We start from the raw sequence: 18,240 nt of genomic DNA, 5'->3' as shown, positions 1-18,240 counted from the left end.
ATGGAGCCTGCCCACACCTGACCGCAGGTCCCCCCGTTGCAAGAGATCCCGCTGTCCGTCCTGTTCGGCGCGCTGCTCGTGCTGTTCCTGCTGTCGGCCTTTTTCTCCGGGTCGGAGACGGCGCTGATGGCGCTGAACCGCTACCGCATGCGCCATCGCGCCCAGACCGGGCATCGCGGGGCGGCCATCGCCGCGCGCCTGCTGGATCAGCCCGACCGCCTGATCGGCCTGATCCTGCTGGGCAACAACTTCGTCAACATCCTGATCGCCCAGATCGCAACCATCATCGGCTGGCGGCTGTTCGGCGACACCGGGGTGGCCATCGCCACCGGCGTGCTGACCCTGACCCTGCTGATCTTCGCCGAGACCGCCCCCAAGACCCTGGCGGCCCTGCACAGCGAGCGGGTGGCCTACCCGGCGGCGCGCATCTACCGCGTACTGATGCGGGTGCTGTGGCCGGTGGTGTGGCTGGTCAACCTGCTGGCCAACAACTTCCTGCGGCTGTTCGGGGTGCCGGTGGATGCCCGCCAGCGCTCGGCCCTCAGCGCGGACGAGCTGCGCAGCGTGGTCTCCGAGGCCGGCTCGCTGATTCCGGCGAACCATCGCCGCATGCTGCTCAACCTGCTTGACCTGGAACGGGCCACGGTCGAGGACATCATGATCCCGCGCAACGAGATCGTGGTGCTGGACCTGACCGAACCATGGAACGAGGTGCTGGACCAGCTGCTGCACGGCAGCTTCACCCGGTTGCCGGTGGTCGAGGGCGAGCTGGACCGGGTGCTGGGCTTTCTGCACCTGCGCGATGTCCTGCCGCTGATCGAGCGCGACGAGTTCGGCCCCGACGAGCTGCGCCAGGTCGTCACGCCGCCCTGTTTCATCCCCGAGGGCACGCCGCTGAACCGCCAGCTGATCAACTTCCAGCAGCAGCGCCGCCGGATTGGCCTGGTGGTGGATGAATACGGTGACATCCAGGGGCTGATCACCCTGGAGGACCTGCTGGAAGACATCGTCGGCGAGTTCACCACCGATTCGCCGACCATGAGCGACGACGTGCTGTTCCAGGACGACGGCGCGGCCATGGTCGACGGCGGCATCCACCTGCGCGAGATCAACCGCGCTCTGGCGCTGGACCTGCCGCTGGACGGCCCGCGCACCCTCAGCGGGCTGATCGTGGAGCACCTGGAAAGCATCCCCGAAGCCCCGGTCAGCGTGCGCATCAACGGCGTGGTGATGGACATCGTGCAGATCAAGAACAACACCATCCGCACCGTGCGCATCCCGCCCGAACACCACAGCCCGACCACCCCGGAAGACTGACATGGCCCGCAGCAAGACCCAGTACATCTGCCGCGCCTGCGGCGCGACCTCGCCCAAATGGGCCGGCCAGTGCGGGGAATGCGGTGCCTGGAACACCCTCGAGGAGGCCGCACCGGTCGCCTCCGCCGGGCCGCGCGGCGGCGGCTATGCCGGCGAAAGCGCACGCATCACCCGGCTGGGCGAGGTCGAGACCGGCGAACTGCCGCGCACCTCCACCGGGATCTCCGAACTCGACCGGGCGCTGGGCGGCGGCCTGGTCACCGGCTCGGTGATCCTGATCGGCGGCGATCCCGGGATTGGCAAGTCCACCCTGCTGCTGCAGACCCTGGCCGCCCTGCCGGCAGAGCAGACCCTGTACGTGACCGGCGAAGAATCCGCCCAGCAGGTGAGCATGCGCGGGCAGCGCCTGGGGCTGGAGGTGGACGGCCTGCGCCTGCTGACCGAGACGCAGGTGGAAAACATCATCGCCACCTGCGAAAGCGAACGCCCCGGGGTGCTGGTGATCGACTCCATCCAGACCCTGTTCACCGCCGCTTCGCAGTCGGCCCCGGGATCGGTCAGCCAGGTGCGCGATGCCGCCGCGGCGCTGGTACGGCTCGCCAAGCAGCGCGGCATTACCGTGATCCTGGTCGGCCACGTGACCAAGGACGGGCAGCTGGCCGGCCCGCGCATCCTCGAACACATGGTCGACACCGTGCTGTACTTCGAGGGCGACCCGGACGGGCGCTACCGCATGCTGCGGGCGGTCAAGAACCGCTTCGGCGCGGTCAACGAGCTGGGCGTGTTCGCGATGCTGGAGACCGGCCTCAAACCGGTCTCCAACCCCTCGGCGATCTTCCTGTCACGCCACGAGAACCCGGTGCCCGGCAGCGTGGTGATGGTCACCCGCGAAGGTACGCGCCCGCTGCTGGTGGAGGTCCAGGCCCTGGTCGCCGAGAGCCACGCCTCGCAGCCACGGCGCATCACCGTGGGCCTGGAGCAGAACCGCCTGACCATGCTGCTGGCCGTGCTGCACCGCCATGGCGGCGTGGCCCTGTTCGACCAGGACGTATTCATCAACGTGGTCGGCGGCGTCCGCGTGACCGAAACGGCCGCCGACCTGCCGATGCTGGCCGCCGCCCTGTCCAGCCTGCGCGACCGCCCCCTGCCGCAGGAACTGCTGGCCTTCGGCGAGGTGGGCCTGGCCGGCGAGATCCGCCCGGTCCCCAACGGCGAGGAACGCCTGCGCGAGGCCGCCAAGCACGGCTACACCCGCGCCATCGCCCCCGCCGCCAACGCCCCGCGCAAGCCGATCAAGGGCATGGATGTGGTTGCGGTCTCGCGCCTGGGCGAGGTCCTCGACGCGTTGTAGCCGAGCGCCCCCCGGCCTACTGCGCACTCGCCAGCCCTCACCCCCATCGGGTACCTTCTCTCGCGGTATGCAATCAGGCGAGACCTTACATGTAGCTAACGCTAGCCATCAGCCGCTCGAGGAACGAGCGTCGGCTGGATGGCCTTGTTGGGTGGTTTACAGTTTCGCCACGTCAATGTGGTATCCCTGCGCGGTCATTTCTTTGGCCAAAGTCGGCGCCGCCTCTTTCTGCAAATCGTCCTTATACGGTATGTAAATCAATCCCTGAATGTCCGATGGCCTCTCCATATTTGACTGCTGATTGAGCACAATCGCCACACGGCTTCTTCCGAGAACGGACAGCAGCATTCCCATTTCCAGTACTACGTTTTGGCGCGCTCGTAACGCCTTCTCATCATCGTGGCCAGCGCGGTGTCCCTCGTCGTCGGGCGTGGCAAGCACCACAGCGAAGTTGACTTCTGCCGTATAAGTCTCGAGCTTCTCTATCAAAGTTTGCCCTTCCGAGGGCAGTTGATCGAGTATAAGTGGCTCAAGACCCCACCGGCGAAGCATTGCTTCCAAGTGGTTCTTCGCGGTCTCGTCATGTCCGTAGACTACGAATACCTTCGTATATCCGTTTTTCGATTTTAGCTGTCCTTGCGCAGATGGTGCGGATGAGCTTTCGGATGCGACCCCCAACGCTTCCTTGATTTCGGGCTGGCACTTCCCTTGTACGTTAAAATTTCCATTATCGAATACATTGACGATGCCGCCATTCGTAAGACGCAGTTGCCAGCCGACGTCGTTGCCGGCCCTATTCTCCGACTTAACCTCATAGCCGCCTTCTGCTAGCGCGTCCTTTATTTCTTCAAGTGTCATTCTCTACTCCTGTCTCTCACCGACCAAAGTCCACGCCGACCATCGGGGCAATCACATCCCACCGCCCAACGCCAGCGGTAATGGGCGCCAACGGAGCGCAGCGCAGTTGGCGTCCCGTTGACCGCCTTGTTAGGTATGAATGATGTAGTCATTCCGCTCAATTTCACTTTCCAAGTACTCTTTAAACCACCACCACTTGTACCTGACGGGCTCTGGATGATTAGGCGCTCTCAGGTTGCTATTTATTGTGCGAGAGTATTTTTCGAAGGCGCGTTCCGCCGCACCATGAGAATCATCCTGTATGTAATAGTCATGCAACACATTGACCATGAATCGAGCCATATAATCAAGGCACATCTTGTTCGAATGACCCTCGGTGTTGATCCAATGGTTTTTTGCACTTGGTGACAGTTCAACTCGGGGGACAAGGGTTTTTGTCTCTATCTGATATGCCTCTTGATACGCAGGGCCGACGATATTCGAATCAGTGTGCCAAACTGAGCCGACCGATATGCCTCCTCGGAGCAAGTATCCTTTAGACAGCAAGAGATGACTAATCTGGATAACGCGCATCACCAGAATCGACAATCCCCGATAACTGGGCATTTGGCTTGAGGTAAGTGGGGCACTCAAAATAATGCTGTCCGATATGTAGATATGTTTCGGAATCAGGTCCGTGGGCACCGTATGATCTACAGTTCCATCCAGATTGGGAACCGCGCTCTCCAGCAGATCAATTAGGGTCTCGAGTTCAGCATGCTTATTCCCCCCTTGACCTGCCGCATCGACAACATTCTTAAAGCCGAGAACGTCGATGAACGCTACAGCTCTATCCTCAAACTTGATCTTCGGCACTGCCCCTCCCTCCATACCTAACAGTAGATTAGACAGAATCTGTCATATTGGTGATATACAGAATCTGTATATCACCTGATCCTCGCGGCACCGCCCCTTTCTCTGGTCGCTTCTGCTCCGACAGTTTAGCCATGATGGAATCATGGCTAAACAGGGAGGGGAGCTCATGGCAACAGAAAGCCGTGCCGGAAGGGGATGCGGTTTGGCGGAGAGGCCCCGGAATGTTCCTGTTTTCAGCGGGTTAAACGACAGGTAGGCCACCGGTAAGCGGTCCGGGCGGAACGGTTTATCACTGCACTGCCAGGGCGTTGCCTGGCGAAGCCTTGGGCGGGGGACATTGCTCAGCACGGGATTAGCGCGGGGCAGAAATCGTCGGTACAGGGTTGGCAATTCGGGTGGGGAGGAGATGCTATACGGAATCTGTATAACGTCGTGAACCCAGAATGGATGGCACTTCCGGCTCGGAGTTCTGGCGAGGTTTGGCACGCGAGCGTCGGACGGGAACCTGAACCCGCCGCGGTCCGGATCGACTGGGCCTGGACACGAAAAAGGCGCCCAGAGGCGCCTTTTTCACTGCTGCGAGCGGGAGTCCGCGCGTCAGTTCACGGCGTCGAGATCCGCCGCCAGGGATTCGCGCATGCCCTCGGGCACGGCATCCACGCGGTGGTTGTAGTTCTCGTGGTCCACGCCGGCGGCGATGGCCGCGCCGGATTTGGCCGCCGACACCATTGCGGGCGTCAGCTCGAAGCGCAGGAAGTGCACCGACGAGGTCTTGTCCTCGGTCTCGCGGTCGAGGTCTTCGTTGGCGATGGGGTAGACCTTGTCGTGGCCTTCCACCTGCACCCAGGTCACGCGCTCGATGCCGATCAGCTTCGACAGCTGCACCTTGCGCTCGTCCGCGTCGGGGAATTCGACCATCATGGTCGCCTTCCAGTTGGAGCCGTCCGGGATCAGCGGGTTGTAGGCACCCAGTTCGTCCTCGATGCCCTCGCGGTCGAAGATCTTCTCGACCCGCAGCATCTCCTGGACCTGGTACTGCATGGTCATGCGGTCTTCGAAGTGCAGGGTGACCGCAGGACCGATCTGCAGCACGCGGTGGCGCTTGTGCTCCATCACGTCGCGGCGGAATTTGGGCCGTACCTCGGAATACTGTTCCAGGGAATACAGGTCGTCACGGCTGAGCTTGTCCACGTTTTCCTCCGTTACCATGTTCTCACCTCCTCGAGCACCGGGAGCCACATCACCCGCACGGGGCATCAGTGGTCGTGATGCTGGCTTTTGTCGGTGTAGTCCTTGTCGGACCAGAGATTGTCTTTGAGTTCGCGATCGAACACCGGGTTCCGGCGCCGGATCCACTCCAGCACCATCGCCGCATGTTCGATCTCCTCGTCGCGGTTGTGCGCGAGGATCGCCTTCAGTTCGGGATCCTTGCAGGCGTCCATGCGCTGCTGGTACCAGTCGACCGCCTCGAGCTCTTCCATCAGCGAAACGATGGCGCGATGCATCTCGCGCGATTCGTCGCTGAGCTCCTCGACCGGTTCGTGGTAGCTGTCACTGGCCATTCGCTTCCCTCCTGATGGGTGTTACAGCCCGTAGGCCTGACGCAGCAGCGTCAGCGGGTGCTCGGGCTGCTTGTCGTCGTCCTTCATGCCGTTCTCGATCATGTGGCCGGCCATCGGGCAGTCACTGGAGAAGTGGTCGGCCTCGGCCTTGGTCACGCGGTTCACGACCGGACGGCAGATCTTGCTGGCCGTCTCGTAGAACTCGCTTTTCACGCCATAGGTACCGTCATGCCCGGAACAGCGCTCGACGGTCTCGATCTCGGTGTCCGGCACCAGCTTGAGCAGATCGCGGGTCTTCAGGCCCATGTTCTGCACGCGCAGATGGCAGGCGGCGTGATAGGCGATCTTGCCCAGCTTTTCCGGGAAGTCGGTGTTCAGCTTGCCGTCCTTGTGGCGCTCCATCAGGTACTCGAACGGGTCGAAGATACGATCGCGTACCGTGGCCACGTCCTGTTCGTCGGGGAACATCAGGGGCAGTTCCTGCTTATACATCAGCACGCAGGATGGCACCGGGGCGACGATGTCGTAGCCCTGGTCGATCATCTTCTTCATCGCCGGGATGTTCGCGTCCTTGGAGGCCTCCACGGACTCCAGGTCACCCAGCTCGAGCTTGGGCATGCCGCAGCACTGCTCCTTCTCGACCAGCGTGACCTCGATGCCGTTGTGCTCGAAGACCTTGACCAGGTCCTCGACCAGGTGCGGCTCGTTGTAGTTGCCGTAGCAGGTGGCATACAGCGCGACCCGGCCCTGAGTGGCACCGGCCGGTTCCGGGTTGCTCACCCCGCCGGACACCTTCGACACGCGCGAACGGCCCTTGTTCGAGTGATACTCGGGCACCGGGGCGTCCGGGTGCACGCCGACGGTCTTGTCCAGCAGCTTGCGCACGGTTCCGTTCTTGTTGGCCGCGTTGACCGCACCGGCCACCACCGGAATGCCCGCCAGCTTGCCCACCGTGTCGGTACTGGAGAGCAGTTTGTGCGAGGTCTTCGCACCCTCGTTCTGGAACCGGAATGCCTTGGCCCGCAGCATCAGGTGCGGGAAATCCACGTTCCACTCGTGCGGCGGGACGTAGGGGCACTTGGTCAGGTAGCACAGGTCGCACAGGTAGCAGTGATCCACCACCTGCCAGAAATCTTTCTTGTCGACCCCGTCGACTTCCATGGTCTCGGATTCGTCGACCAGATCGAACAGCGTGGGGAATGAATGACACAGACTGACGCAGCGCCGGCAGCCGTGGCAGATATCGAAGACGCGCTCGAGTTCGTTGAACAACGATTCCTCGTTGTAGAACTCGGGGTTCTTCCAGTCCAGTGGATGGCGGGTCGGGGCTTCGAGACTGCCTTCACGTTGATGGGTCGGCGCAGACATTCATCCCTCCGGATGTTCTGATTGTTCTGTTCTTGCAGACAAGACGGGGCCGGCTGAGCCGGCCCCGCTGCGGGACACGAGCCGCGACGATCAGTCGTCCAGCTGGTCCAGCGCCTTCTGGAAGCGGTTGGCGTGGGAACGCTCCGCCTTGGCCAGGGTTTCGAACCAGTCGGCGACTTCGTCGAAGCCTTCGTCGCGCGCGGTCTTGGCCATGCCCGGGTACATGTCGGTGTACTCGTGGGTCTCGCCGGCGACCGCGGTCTTCAGGTTGGCTTCGGTACCACCGAATTCCAGGCCGGTGGCCGGGTCACCACAGTCCTCGAGGTACTCGAGATGCCCATGGGCGTGGCCGGTTTCACCTTCCGCGGTGGAGCGGAACACGGTAGCCACGTCATTGTAGCCTTCCACGTCCGCCTTCGAAGCGAAGTACAGATAGCGACGGTTCGCCATCGATTCGCCGGCAAACGCTTCCTTCAGGGCTTCTTCGGTCTTGCTGCCTTTCAGATCCATGATGTCTCTCCTTCTTCGTATGGGTTCTACACAGACACAGCGAGCGAGTGTCGCATCGAGTGCAGACAGTGATTTAGACTCTGTCTAAACCGTACGGCAAATGTATGCCCTGTCCCCGGCCCTGTCAACCTGCCCCCTCGTGCTTTTCACGCACGCGCGGATCCGGTACTTTGGCCGTTTTTGCAGCCGACAATCGCCATGTCCGACGAGACTCCCGATCCCGCACCCGGAACCCCGGCCGACTTCGAAGCCAGCCTGGAGGCCCTGGAGACCCTGGTGGCCCGCATGGAGTCGGGCGAGCTGGGTCTGGAACAGTCGCTGGAGGAGTTCCAGCAGGGCATGCAGCTGGTCGATCGCTGCCAGCGGGCCCTCGACGAGGCCCAGCGGCGCATGGAAGCCCTGACCACCGAAACCTCCGGCAACCCGGAAGCCGCCAGCGGGACCCCGCCCGCGACGGATGACGATGACCCGGTGCCCTTCTGATCCGGACCCGCGGACGCCCGACGTGACAGCCACCACCTCGCCCGAACAGGCCATCCCCGCGTATCAGGAACGCATCGAGGGGGTCCTGGACCGAGCCCTCGATCCGGCCGGCGCGCCCGACGCCCGGCTGATCGAGGCAATGCGCTATGCCACCCTCTCCGGCGGCAAGCGCCTGCGCCCGCTGCTGGTATATGCCACCGGCGAGGCCCTGGGGGCCCCGCAGGACGCGCTGGATGCCGCAGCCGCGGCGGTGGAGATGATCCACGTCTACTCGCTCATCCACGACGACCTTCCGGCGATGGATGACGACGACCTGCGGCGCGGGCGCCCGACCTGTCATCGGGCCTACGACGAAGCCACCGCGATCCTCGCCGGCGATGCCCTGCAGGCGCAGGCCTTTGTCACGCTGTCGAGCGGGGCGGCGGCACTGCCGGCCGGGCGCGCCCCGGTCATGCTGCAGGAACTGGCCCGTGCCGCCGGCCTGCAGGGCATGGCCGGGGGCCAGGCCATCGACCTGGGAGCTTGCGGCGGGCGCCTGGATCTGCCGGGGCTAGAGGGCATGCACCGGCTGAAGACCGGCGCCCTGATCCGCGCCTCGGTTCGCCTGGGCGGGCTGGCCGGCGGCGCCGACGACGCCCTGCTGGCGCGCCTGACCGACTACGCCGAATGCATCGGCCTGGCCTTCCAGATCCGCGACGACATCCTGGACGTCGAGGGTGATCCGGAGACCCTGGGCAAGGCCTGCGGAGCGGATGCGCGCCTGGACAAGTCGACCTTCCCCGCGCTGATGGGCCTGGAAGCCTCGCGCGAACGCGCGGTGGCGCTGGTCGACCAGGCCCTGGAGGCGCTGCAACCCCTGGATGCAGAGGCCGATTTGCTTCGCCATCTCGCGCGTTACATTGTCGACCGCATCCACTGAGCCGGTGCCCTCCGCGATGCAAGCCACCCCCCTCCTCGATGCCATCGAGTGGCCATCCGATCTGCGCGCCCGGCCGGGCGCCGAACTGCCGGAGATTGCCCGGGAGCTGCGCACCTTCCTGATCGACAGTGTCTCGCGCACCGGCGGACATCTGGCCGCCAACCTCGGGACGGTGGAACTGGCGATCGCCCTGCACTACGCCTTTGATACCCCGGACGACCGGATCGTCTGGGACGTGGGGCACCAGGCCTATGCGCACAAGATCCTGACCGGGCGGCGCGAGGCCATGGCGACCCTGCGCCAGCACGGCGGACTGGCGGGCTTCCCCAAGCGCGCGGAGAGCGAATACGACGCCTTCGGCGCCGGGCATTCCAGCACCTCCATCAGCGCCGCCGCGGGCATGGCCCTGGCCGCCCGCCACGCAGGCCTCGACCGGCGCCACGTGGCGGTGATCGGCGACGGCGCGATGACCGCCGGAATGGCCTTCGAGGCGCTCAACCACATCGGCGAGCTGGACTGCAACCTGCTGGTCATCCTCAACGACAACGACATGTCCATCTCGCCCAACGTGGGCGCGATGAACCAGTACTTCACCCGGCTGCTGTCGGGGCGCCTGTACAGCTCGATGCGCGAGGGCTCCAAGCGCATGCTGGAGTTCGTGCCGCCGATGAAGGCGTTCGCCCAGCGCGCCGAGGAGCACATGAAGGGCATGCTGGTGCCCGGTACGCTGTTCGAAGAACTGGGCTTTCGCTATTTCGGGCCGGTCGACGGTCACGATGTCAGCGGTCTGGCCGGCATCCTCAAGAACCTGCGCGGCGGGCACGGACCGCAGCTGCTGCACGTGGTCACCCGCAAGGGCCAGGGCTATGCCCCGGCCGAAGAGGACCCCTGCCGCTATCACGGCGTGTCCAAGTTCGAACCGGAGAACGGTCTCGCCCCCTCCGGCCCGAAGGCACCGACCTACACCGACGTCTTCAGCCAGTGGCTGTGCGACCAGGCGGCGGCCGACGAGCGCCTGCTGGGCATCACCCCGGCGATGCGCGAGGGCTCGGGCCTGGTCGCCTTCTCCGAACAGTACCCGCAGCGCTACTTCGACGTCGGCATCGCCGAGCAGCACGCAGTGACCCTGGCGGCCGGCATGGCCTGCGAGGGCCAGCACCCGGTGGTCGCGATCTACTCGACCTTCCTGCAGCGGGCCATGGACCAGGTCATCCATGATGTCGCCCTGCAGGATCTGCCGGTGCTGTTCGCCATCGACCGGGCCGGCATCGTCGGCGCCGACGGCCCCACCCATGCCGGTACCTTCGACATCGCCCTGCTGCGCAGCGTACCCAACCTGCTGCTGATGGCCCCGGCCGACGAGGCCGAATGCCGCCGCATGCTGGCGACCGGCTTTGCCTGGAACGGCCCGGCCGCGGTGCGCTATCCGCGCGGCAGCGGCCCGGGCACGGAGCCGGGCGACCGTCTGGATCCGCTGCCGGTGGGCGAGGCCGAGATCCGTCGCGAGGCGGGCCCGGACGGTGCGGGGGAACGCATCGCCATCCTGTCCTTCGGCGCCCTGCTGGATACGGCGCTGGAGGCCGGCGAAGCCCTGGATGCGACGGTCGTCAACATGCGCTTCGTCAAGCCTCTGGATACCGCCCGCCTGGCCCGCCTGGCGGCGGAACACGACCGCCTGGTAACGCTGGAGGATCATGCCCGCGCCGGCGGCGCCGGCAGCGCGGTCCTGGAGTGGCTGTCGGCCGAGGGGCTGGACATCCCCTGCCAGACCCTCGGCATCCCCGACCGCTTCACCGAACACGGGCCGCGCGAGACCATCCTCGCCGAATGCGGTCTCGATACCGCCGGCGTGCTGGCAGCGATTCGCCACGCGGCCGGGCAGGAGAATTGCGCCGCACCGGGCGGCCGGCTAGGCTTTGCAGGCTGACAGCCATCTCCCGGCCCGCCGGCCGACCGCTTCCGGAATCCGAACATGAGTGCCCGCTATACCCTGCGCGTCCTGACCGACTTCGCCTCCGCGCACACCCTGCGCGATTACCCGGGGCAGTGCGCGAACATGCACGGCCACAACTGGAAGGTGGAAGCCGAGGTCGAGGCCGAAACCCTGGACGACACAGGAATGGCGGTGGATTTCAAGGTGGTCAAGAGCGCCGCACGCGAGATCGCGGGGCAGCTGGACCATCGTTACCTCAACGACGTGCCGCCGTTCGACACCGTCAATCCCACCGCGGAGAACATCGCCCGCTGGTTCTTCCGCGAGATGGCGGAACGCCTGAACCGCCCGGGGCTGCGCGTCAGCGCCCTGACCCTGTGGGAGACCGACCGCGCCTGCGTGCGCTACAGCGAGGACGGCTAGCCAGACACCCGGCTCGCTCCAGCAACCCCTGCGCCACCTACAGGTTGTTGGAAGCGTAATCCGCCAGCCGCGAGCGCTCGCCGCGGGTGAGCGTGATATGCCCGCTGTGCGTCCATTCACGGAAGCGGTCCACCACATAGGTCAGCCCCGAGGTGGTCTCGGTGAGGTACGGGGTATCGATCTGCGCGATGTTGCCCAGCGCGACGATCTTGGTCCCCGGCCCGGCACGGGTGATCAGCGTCTTCATCTGCTTGCTGGTGAGGTTCTGCGCCTCGTCCAGGATGATGTAGCGGCTGAGGAAGGTACGCCCGCGCATGAAGTTGAGCGAGCGAATCTTGATACGGCTGGTCAGGATGTCCCCGCTGGCCGCCCGGCCCCATTCCCCGGCCCCTTCGGTGTTGCCGCCGAGGACCTCGAGGTTGTCCATCAGGGCCCCCATCCACGGAGTCATCTTCTCCTCTTCGGTACCCGGCAGGAAGCCAATGTCCTCGCCCACCGGCACCGTCACCCGGGTCATGATGATTTCCTTGTAGGTCCCGTCCTCGAGCGTCTGCGCCAGGCCGGCCGCGAGGGTCAGCAGGGTCTTGCCCGTCCCCGCCGCTCCCACCAGCGAGACGAAATCGACCTCCGGATCCATCAGCAGATTGAGCGCCAGGTTCTGCTCGCGGTTGCGGGCATTGATGCCCCAGACGGTGTGCCGGGGATTCATGTAGTCGTCCACCAGCTCGATCACGGCGCTCTCGGCCGGCCGATCCACCTCCAGCACGATGGCACTCAGGGGCTGTTCGCCCTCTCGATAGACGAACTGGTTGGGATGCCATTCCGCAACCAGCGGCCCCTTCACCCGGTAATAGGTCCGGCCGGCCTCCTGCCAGGAATCCATCGCCGCGCCGTGGGTGTCCCAGAAGTCCCCGGGCAGCTCCTGCATCCCCGAGTACAGCAGAGAAACGTCATCCAGCACCTGGTCGTTGTGATAATCCTCCGCATGCAGGCCGATCACCGCAGCCTTGATGCGCAGGTTGATGTCCTTGGACACCAGGGTCACCCGGACATCCGGGAGCTCCTCTTCCAGCGCCCGTGCGGTGCTGAGGATATCGTTGTCGGCCGAAGAGCCCGGCAGCGACTCGGGCAAGTGCGAATTCAGGCTGCGGGTCTGGAAAAACAGCCGGCCATGGCCGCCGAGATCCGAGTCCTCCAGCGACGTCGCGGTCAGCGACAGCCCGGCGACAATCGCTTCGTGGGTGGCCCCGGTCATCAGCTCGTCGATGAACCGGCTCACCTGACGCACGTTGCGCGCCACCTCGGAGACCCCCTTCTTGCCCCGGTCCAGCTCTTCCAGGACCACCATCGGCAGGAAGATGTCGTGTTCCTTGAAACGGAACAGCGCGGTGGGGTCGTGCATCAGGACGTTGGTGTCCAGCACGAACAGATGACGGTCGGGTTCGCGGTCTTCGATCATCGGGCCTCCGGGGCGCAGGGGCAGGGGCAGAAACGCGCTCGATGTCAGCCCGAGAGTTCACGCACCGCGGCGAGCACCTCGTCCACGTGGCCGGGGACTTTCACCTTGCGCCATTCCCGGCGCAGCACGCCGTCCGCGTCGATCAGGAACGTGGAGCGCTCGATGCCGCGCACCTGCTTGCCGTACATGTTCTTCATGCCAATGACGTCGAAGGCCTCGCACAGGCGCTCGTCCGCATCGCTGAGCAGGTCGAACGGCAGCTCCTGCTTGCTGCGGAAATTCTCGTGGCTCTTCACGCTGTCGCGCGAGCACCCGAGGATCACCGCCCCCGCTGCCTCGAAATCGGCCAGACGCTCGGCAAAGTCACGGCTCTCGTTGGTACACCCCGGCGTGTTGTCCTTGGGGTAGAAATACAGGACCACCATGCGCCCGCGGAAATCCTCCAGCGCCAGCTCCCGGTCGCCGGTGGCCGGCAGGCGGATATCGGCAGGTACGGGCTGATCGATCGCAACCGTCATTTTCGTGTCTCCGGTCGGGGACGGGGCGGCATTCAGGCCTTGATCGGCTCCAGCACCCCGTCGAGATTGAGTTCGTCGCAGAAGTCCATGAATTCGCCCCGCAGCGTCGCCAGATGCTGCGCGGCCGGGATGTCGATCACGATGTTCGCCGCGAACATGCGGGCGCCTGTCTGCTGCGCCGTGTAGACGCGACTTTGTACATCCCGCAGGTTGACGCCCCGCGTGGCGAAGAAGTTCGCCAGGCCGTGCAGCAGCCCCGGGGCATCCAGGGCGATGACGTCCACGGCATAGGCCATGGCGGCCTCTCCGGCCTCCTCCAGCGGCCCGCGACGCGCGGTCACCACCAGCCCGCTCTCGCGTTCCAGACGTTCCAGCCGCCCTTCCAGGGTCGCCAGGGTCTTCCAGTTTCCGCTGGCGGTCACCGCCATGCAGGCGTAGCCGGAAAGCACCACCATGCGGCTGGCTTCCAGATTGCAACCGGATTCGGCGACGTGCTGGGTCACCTGGGTCACCAGGCCCGGCCGGTCCGGCCCCAGCAGGCTCAGCACCAGTTCGGTGTGCGTACCGGCCCCGACGACCTCAGCCACGGGCCCGGCCTCCTGCAACCGGCGAGCTGGATGGCGAACGGCAATGGCGCATCGCGTGGATCATGATGCCGGAACATATCACCTCCCCGGGTACAGGCCAACGCGGCGCTTTCTTGAATGCCCTGTCAGTCCCCCGTTAGACTGCACCATTACTTGTCCTGGAGGGGGCGATGTTTCAAGGCAGCATGGTCGCGCTCACGACCCCGATGCACGCCGATGGCAGCCTGGACTGGCCAGCGCTGGATCGGCTGCTGGAATTCCATGTCGAGTCGGGTACCGACGCCATCGTCGCCGTGGGCACCACCGGCGAATCGGCCACCCTCGATTTCGACGAACACTGCGAGGCCATCGCGCACGTCGTGCGCACCATCGATGGCCGGCTCCCGGTCATTGCCGGAACCGGAGCCAACTCCACCCGCGAGGCCATCGCCCTGACCCGGTGCGCGAAGGAAGCCGGTGCCGATGCCTGCCTGCTGGTCGCCCCCTACTACAACAAGCCCACCCAGGAAGGCCTGTATCTGCATCACAAGGCCATCGCCGAGGCGGTGGACATCCCGCAGATCCTGTACAACGTGCCCGGTCGGACGGCGGTCGACATCCTGCCCGAAACGGTCGAACGCCTTGCCGCGGTGCCCAACATCGTGGGCATCAAGGAAGCCACCGGAAGCAACGAGCGCACCGCCGAACTGGTCGAACGCGTCGGCAGCCGCCTGGACCTGTTCAGCGGCGAGGATGCCAACGGACTTGCCTTCATGCTGGCCGGCGGCCACGGCGTCATCTCGGTCACGGCGAACGTCGCGCCGCGTCTGATGTCGGAGATGTGCCGAGCGGTACGCGAAGGCGATGCCGAACGAGCCCGCGAGATCAACCGCCAGCTGGACGGACTGCACTCGGCCCTGTTCCTGGAAGCCAACCCGATCCCGGTCAAATGGGCGCTGCAGCAGATGGGCATGATGGAAGAAGGCATCCGCCTCCCGCTGACACCGCTTTCAGCTCCGTTTCACGCCCCGGTTCTGGACGCCATGCGCCAGGCCGGCATCGAGGTATGAACCGTTCATGACCCGTTTTTCGTCCTTTTCCGCTCGTACGACCGTACGCGCTTACCTGCCCGCGGCGCTGCCGCTGGCCGTCGCCCTCGCACTGGGTACCGCCGGCTGCGCCGGTACCGATGACCGTGGCCCGGTATATCAGGAATCCCGTCAGGCCCCTGACCTCGAGGTTCCGCCCGAACTCAGTGCCCCCGACAGCCGCGACGGCTACCGCGTCCCCGACGCGCCGGGAGAACGCGTCAGCGCCCGCGAGATGCAGCAGCCCGATACCCGACAGACCGCTACACCCGGCGGAACGGGCGCCCTGGCGCCGCGAGCCGGCGCGGTCCAGGTCCTGCCCGAAGACAGCGATGTACAGATCTGGCGTGACGGCGATACGCGCTGGCTGACGGTCGATACCGACCCGGACGACCTGTGGAATCGCCTGGCCGCGTTCTGGGACAGCCAGAACCTGCCGCTGGAACGCAACGAACCGGAAGTCGGCATCATGGAAACCCAGTGGGCCGAAGACCGCGCCGGTATCCCGTTCAGCGGCACCCGCGGTTTCATCGCCCGGACCATTGGCGGTCTCTACGATTCGAACACCCGTGACCGGTACCGCCTGCGCGTCGAACGCGAGGACGACGGTCGCACCGCAGTCTACATCACCCATCGCGGGGCCGAAGAACAGCCCGTGGGCGAAGAACGCTTCCTCTGGGTTTCCCGCCCCTCCGATCCGGAACTGGAGGCGGAAATGCTCAATCGTCTGCGCCTGTTCCTGCTCACCGGCGACCCCGGCGAAGGCGGTCAGCGCGCCGACGAATCCGAGGTCCAGCGGGTGCCGGGCGCTCGCATCGAGAATGTCGGCGACGAACTGGTTCTTCGCTTTGACAGCGAAACGGACCAGGTATGGCGGCACCTCGGCACGCGCCTCGACCGTTCCGGCCTCCTCGTCGACGAACGCGACCGACGCAGCGGCGTGCACGAAGTCACCTATCGCCCGGACAGCGCCGACGAAGACGAAGGTGGCTTCTTCAGCCGCCTGTTCGGTCGCGGTGACCGCCGCGCAGACACGCGCTACCGGATCGAACTCTCCGCGGACAACGGCCAGTCCCTCCTGCGTGCACGGGACATCGACGGCGAACCGCTGGACGAGGACGACACCCGGTTCCTCCTCGAAAAGATCGAGGAAGGCTTTCGCCGCTGATCACCGAGCACCGGCGCTGTCGGCATGCTGCAATACTGTTCTCTTGGAAGCGGAAGCGGCGGGAACGCACTGGTCGTTCGGGCCCGCCACACCTGCATCATGATCGACTGCGGCTTCTCCGCGCAGGAGGCCGAACGTCGACTCGCGCGCGCCGGCCTGCAGCCGGACAAGCTGGACGCGCTCCTGATCACGCACGAGCACGGTGACCATATCGGTGCCGCCGGGGCGTTCTCCCGACGCCACGGAATCCCCGTATACGCTTCCCACGGCACCCTTCGTGCCGCCCGTGACAATCGCTTCCCCAGCACCCTGGAAATCACCAGCGACTCGCCGATCGAGATCCGCGACCTGCGGGTGATTCCGTTCACCGTCCCGCATGACTCGCGGGAACCCACGCAGTTCACGTTGTCCGATGGCGACCGCGAGCTGGCACTAATGACCGATGCCGGCCATGTCACGCCCCACATGGTCGAGATCGCCGCCCGGGCCGACGGCCTCCTGCTCGAATGCAACCACGAGCCGGATATGCTCCAGGCCGGCCCGTACCCCGAGCGTCTCAAGGAGCGCATTCGCGGAGGATGGGGCCACCTCCCCAATCACGCGGCGCGTGACCTGCTCCGGCGGGCCGACAACCGAAAGCTGCGCTCCCTGATCGGGATGCACCTGTCCAGCGACAACAACCATCCCGACCACGCCCGGAAAGCGCTTGCAGAGGGCGTCGGCGCGGCCCCGACCGAGATGGAACTCGCCACCCAGGAAGAAGGGTTCAGCTGGCGCGAGCTCTAGGGAGCCGCCCCCTGGCTGCCGATGGCTACTTCCGCGATTCGCGCAGGAAATACAGCCCGCCAAGGATCATCACAACGCCCACCACGGTCGCGAACCACCCGCCAAACCCGCCATCCTCACGGGGGGCGATCGGCGAGAAATGGACCTGCTGCCCCAGCAGCGCATACGCCCCCACGGCAATAAGCACCAGGCCCACGACCACCAGGCCACCATCCGTCCGCTTGTTCGCCACAGCCACCTCCCGCCGATCGTCCGGCGTCACACGGGCACAAAATCAGGCATAAAAAAAGCCCGACACCTCGCAAGAGGAATCGGGCTTTCGGTGTAAATGCCTGGCGGTGACCTACTCTCACGAGGGGAGGCCCCTAACTACCATCGGCGCAGAGCAGTTTCACTTCCGAGTTCGGGATGGGATCGGGTGGTTCCTGCTCGCTATAGCCGCCAGGCAAACTGGCTGGACAGCGCTCACTGTCCAAATTCGGAATGCAACTAGGTGATGTGTCAGAAGAGACCAACAACCATTTGGGTGTTATATGGTCAAGCCGCACGGGCAATTAGTACTGGTTAGCTTCACGCGTTACCGCGCTTCCACACCCAGCCTATCAACGTTGTCGTCTTCAACGGCCCTTCAGGGAGCTCGAAGCTCCAGGGAGATCTCATCTCCAGGTGGGTTTCCCGCTTAGATGCTTTCAGCGGTTATCCCTTCCGCACTTAGCTACCCGGCAATGCCACTGGCGTGACAACCGGAACACCAGAGGTGCGTCCATCCCGGTCCTCTCGTACTAGGGACAGATCCTGTCAAATCTCCGACGCCCACGGCAGATAGGGACCGAACTGTCTCACGACGTTCTAAACCCAGCTCGCGTACCACTTTAAATGGCGAACAGCCATACCCTTGGGACCTGCTTCAGCCCCAGGATGTGATGAGCCGACATCGAGGTGCCAAACACTGCCGTCGATATGGACTCTTGGGCAGTATCAGCCTGTTATCCCCGGAGTACCTTTTATCCGTTGAGCGATGGCCCTTCCATACAGAACCACCGGATCACTAAGACCTGCTTTCGCACCTGCTCGAC

19 protein-coding genes and 2 rRNA genes (1 of these 21 running past the window's edge) are annotated in these 18,240 nt (G+C 64.8%); 9 read left to right on the top strand and 12 right to left on the bottom strand.

What is annotated here, in order from left to right; translation table 11 throughout:
- Positions 1–36: 36 nt before the first annotated feature.
- Positions 37–1,317 (top strand): HlyC/CorC family transporter, encoded by a 1,281-nt coding sequence (locus F788_RS0102850; protein ID WP_019589186.1) that lies wholly within the window; start codon positions 37–39, stop codon positions 1,315–1,317.
- Position 1,318: 1 nt separating this feature from the next.
- On the top strand, positions 1,319–2,668 hold the full coding sequence (gene radA / locus F788_RS0102845) for a DNA repair protein RadA (RefSeq protein WP_019589185.1): 1,350 nt from the start codon (positions 1,319–1,321) through the stop codon (positions 2,666–2,668).
- A gap of 156 nt (positions 2,669–2,824) precedes the next feature.
- Here the strand turns inward: radA and F788_RS13565 are convergent, their stop codons facing one another.
- The 6 genes from F788_RS13565 to F788_RS0102820 all read right to left on the bottom strand — a co-directional run bounded on the left by F788_RS13565 (position 2,825) and on the right by F788_RS0102820 (position 7,821).
- Entirely contained in the window at positions 2,825–3,526 is a 702-nt protein-coding gene (locus F788_RS13565; RefSeq protein WP_026332685.1) for a TIR domain-containing protein, read from the bottom strand.
- 129 nt (positions 3,527–3,655) lie between these two features.
- Positions 3,656–4,381 (bottom strand): hypothetical protein, encoded by a 726-nt coding sequence (locus tag F788_RS13560; protein WP_155984423.1) that lies wholly within the window; start codon positions 4,379–4,381, stop codon positions 3,656–3,658.
- A gap of 597 nt (positions 4,382–4,978) precedes the next feature.
- Positions 4,979–5,590 carry a DUF3501 family protein gene (locus tag F788_RS0102835; protein ID WP_019589183.1) on the bottom strand — a complete coding sequence of 204 codons (612 nt, stop codon included), beginning with the start codon at positions 5,588–5,590 and terminating at the stop codon, positions 4,979–4,981.
- 47 nt (positions 5,591–5,637) lie between these two features.
- Entirely contained in the window at positions 5,638–5,943 is a 306-nt protein-coding gene (locus F788_RS0102830) for an encapsulin-associated ferritin-like protein (protein WP_019021378.1), read from the bottom strand.
- A gap of 21 nt (positions 5,944–5,964) precedes the next feature.
- Positions 5,965–7,311 carry a heterodisulfide reductase-related iron-sulfur binding cluster gene (locus F788_RS0102825; protein WP_019021379.1) on the bottom strand — a complete coding sequence of 449 codons (1,347 nt, stop codon included), beginning with the start codon at positions 7,309–7,311 and terminating at the stop codon, positions 5,965–5,967.
- A 90-nt stretch (positions 7,312–7,401) separates the two neighbouring features.
- A complete protein-coding gene (locus F788_RS0102820) occupies positions 7,402–7,821 on the bottom strand; it encodes a rubrerythrin family protein (RefSeq protein WP_018870615.1) in 420 nt (139 codons plus the stop codon).
- A 198-nt stretch (positions 7,822–8,019) separates the two neighbouring features.
- Between F788_RS0102820 and xseB the strand changes: the two genes are divergently transcribed.
- The 4 genes from xseB to queD are packed head-to-tail and all read left to right on the top strand — an operon-like array spanning position 8,020 to position 11,579.
- Positions 8,020–8,304, top strand: coding sequence for an exodeoxyribonuclease VII small subunit (gene xseB / locus F788_RS0102815; RefSeq protein ID WP_018870616.1), 285 nt, complete (start codon positions 8,020–8,022; stop codon positions 8,302–8,304).
- A gap of 22 nt (positions 8,305–8,326) precedes the next feature.
- The gene (gene ispA / locus F788_RS0102810) at positions 8,327–9,223 is read left to right on the top strand and encodes a (2E,6E)-farnesyl diphosphate synthase (protein ID WP_019589182.1); all 897 of its coding nucleotides are present in this window, start codon (positions 8,327–8,329) and stop codon (positions 9,221–9,223) included.
- Between the two features lie 16 nt (positions 9,224–9,239).
- Positions 9,240–11,150, top strand: coding sequence for a 1-deoxy-D-xylulose-5-phosphate synthase (gene dxs / locus F788_RS0102805; RefSeq protein ID WP_019589181.1), 1,911 nt, complete (start codon positions 9,240–9,242; stop codon positions 11,148–11,150).
- Between the two features lie 45 nt (positions 11,151–11,195).
- Positions 11,196–11,579: a 6-carboxytetrahydropterin synthase QueD gene (gene queD, locus F788_RS0102800; RefSeq protein ID WP_019021382.1), complete on the top strand. Its 384-nt coding sequence runs from the start codon at positions 11,196–11,198 to the stop codon at positions 11,577–11,579.
- A gap of 37 nt (positions 11,580–11,616) precedes the next feature.
- Here the strand turns inward: queD and F788_RS0102795 are convergent, their stop codons facing one another.
- From F788_RS0102795 to F788_RS0102785, 3 genes are read right to left on the bottom strand one after another with little or no spacing between them, the layout of a single operon-like run.
- Positions 11,617–13,038 carry a PhoH family protein gene (locus F788_RS0102795; protein ID WP_019589180.1) on the bottom strand — a complete coding sequence of 474 codons (1,422 nt, stop codon included), beginning with the start codon at positions 13,036–13,038 and terminating at the stop codon, positions 11,617–11,619.
- Positions 13,039–13,082: 44 nt separating this feature from the next.
- Positions 13,083–13,556, bottom strand: a complete 474-nt coding sequence (locus F788_RS0102790; protein WP_018870621.1) for a peroxiredoxin — start codon at positions 13,554–13,556, stop codon at positions 13,083–13,085.
- Positions 13,557–13,588: 32 nt separating this feature from the next.
- Positions 13,589–14,143, bottom strand: coding sequence for a glycine cleavage system protein R (locus F788_RS0102785; protein ID WP_018870622.1), 555 nt, complete (start codon positions 14,141–14,143; stop codon positions 13,589–13,591).
- Positions 14,144–14,313: 170 nt separating this feature from the next.
- On the opposite strand from F788_RS0102785, the gene dapA reads away from it, so the two are divergent.
- From dapA to F788_RS0102770, 3 genes are read left to right on the top strand one after another with little or no spacing between them, the layout of a single operon-like run.
- The gene (gene dapA, locus F788_RS0102780) at positions 14,314–15,192 is read left to right on the top strand and encodes a 4-hydroxy-tetrahydrodipicolinate synthase (protein WP_019589179.1); all 879 of its coding nucleotides are present in this window, start codon (positions 14,314–14,316) and stop codon (positions 15,190–15,192) included.
- Between the two features lie 7 nt (positions 15,193–15,199).
- A complete protein-coding gene (gene bamC / locus F788_RS0102775) occupies positions 15,200–16,378 on the top strand; it encodes an outer membrane protein assembly factor BamC (protein ID WP_019589178.1) in 1,179 nt (392 codons plus the stop codon).
- Between the two features lie 24 nt (positions 16,379–16,402).
- The gene (locus F788_RS0102770) at positions 16,403–17,164 is read left to right on the top strand and encodes an MBL fold metallo-hydrolase (protein WP_026332684.1); all 762 of its coding nucleotides are present in this window, start codon (positions 16,403–16,405) and stop codon (positions 17,162–17,164) included.
- Positions 17,165–17,189: 25 nt separating this feature from the next.
- Here F788_RS0102770 and F788_RS0102765 read toward each other — a convergent pair whose 3' ends face one another.
- From F788_RS0102765 to F788_RS0102755, 3 genes are all read right to left on the bottom strand, one after another.
- On the bottom strand, positions 17,190–17,396 hold the full coding sequence (locus tag F788_RS0102765) for a hypothetical protein (RefSeq protein WP_018870626.1): 207 nt from the start codon (positions 17,394–17,396) through the stop codon (positions 17,190–17,192).
- A 98-nt stretch (positions 17,397–17,494) separates the two neighbouring features.
- Positions 17,495–17,610, bottom strand: a 5S ribosomal RNA gene (gene rrf, locus F788_RS0102760).
- A gap of 87 nt (positions 17,611–17,697) precedes the next feature.
- Positions 17,698–18,240: ribosomal RNA gene (locus tag F788_RS0102755) — 23S ribosomal RNA — on the bottom strand; it runs 2,336 nt beyond the window's last position.

The sequence above is a fragment of the Thioalkalivibrio sp. ALE10 genome (genome assembly GCF_000381385.1).
Taxonomy (GTDB): domain Bacteria; phylum Pseudomonadota; class Gammaproteobacteria; order Ectothiorhodospirales; family Ectothiorhodospiraceae; genus Thioalkalivibrio.
Note: the sequence above shows the minus strand (reverse complement) of the source record. Positions and strands in the feature narration are given on the sequence as shown.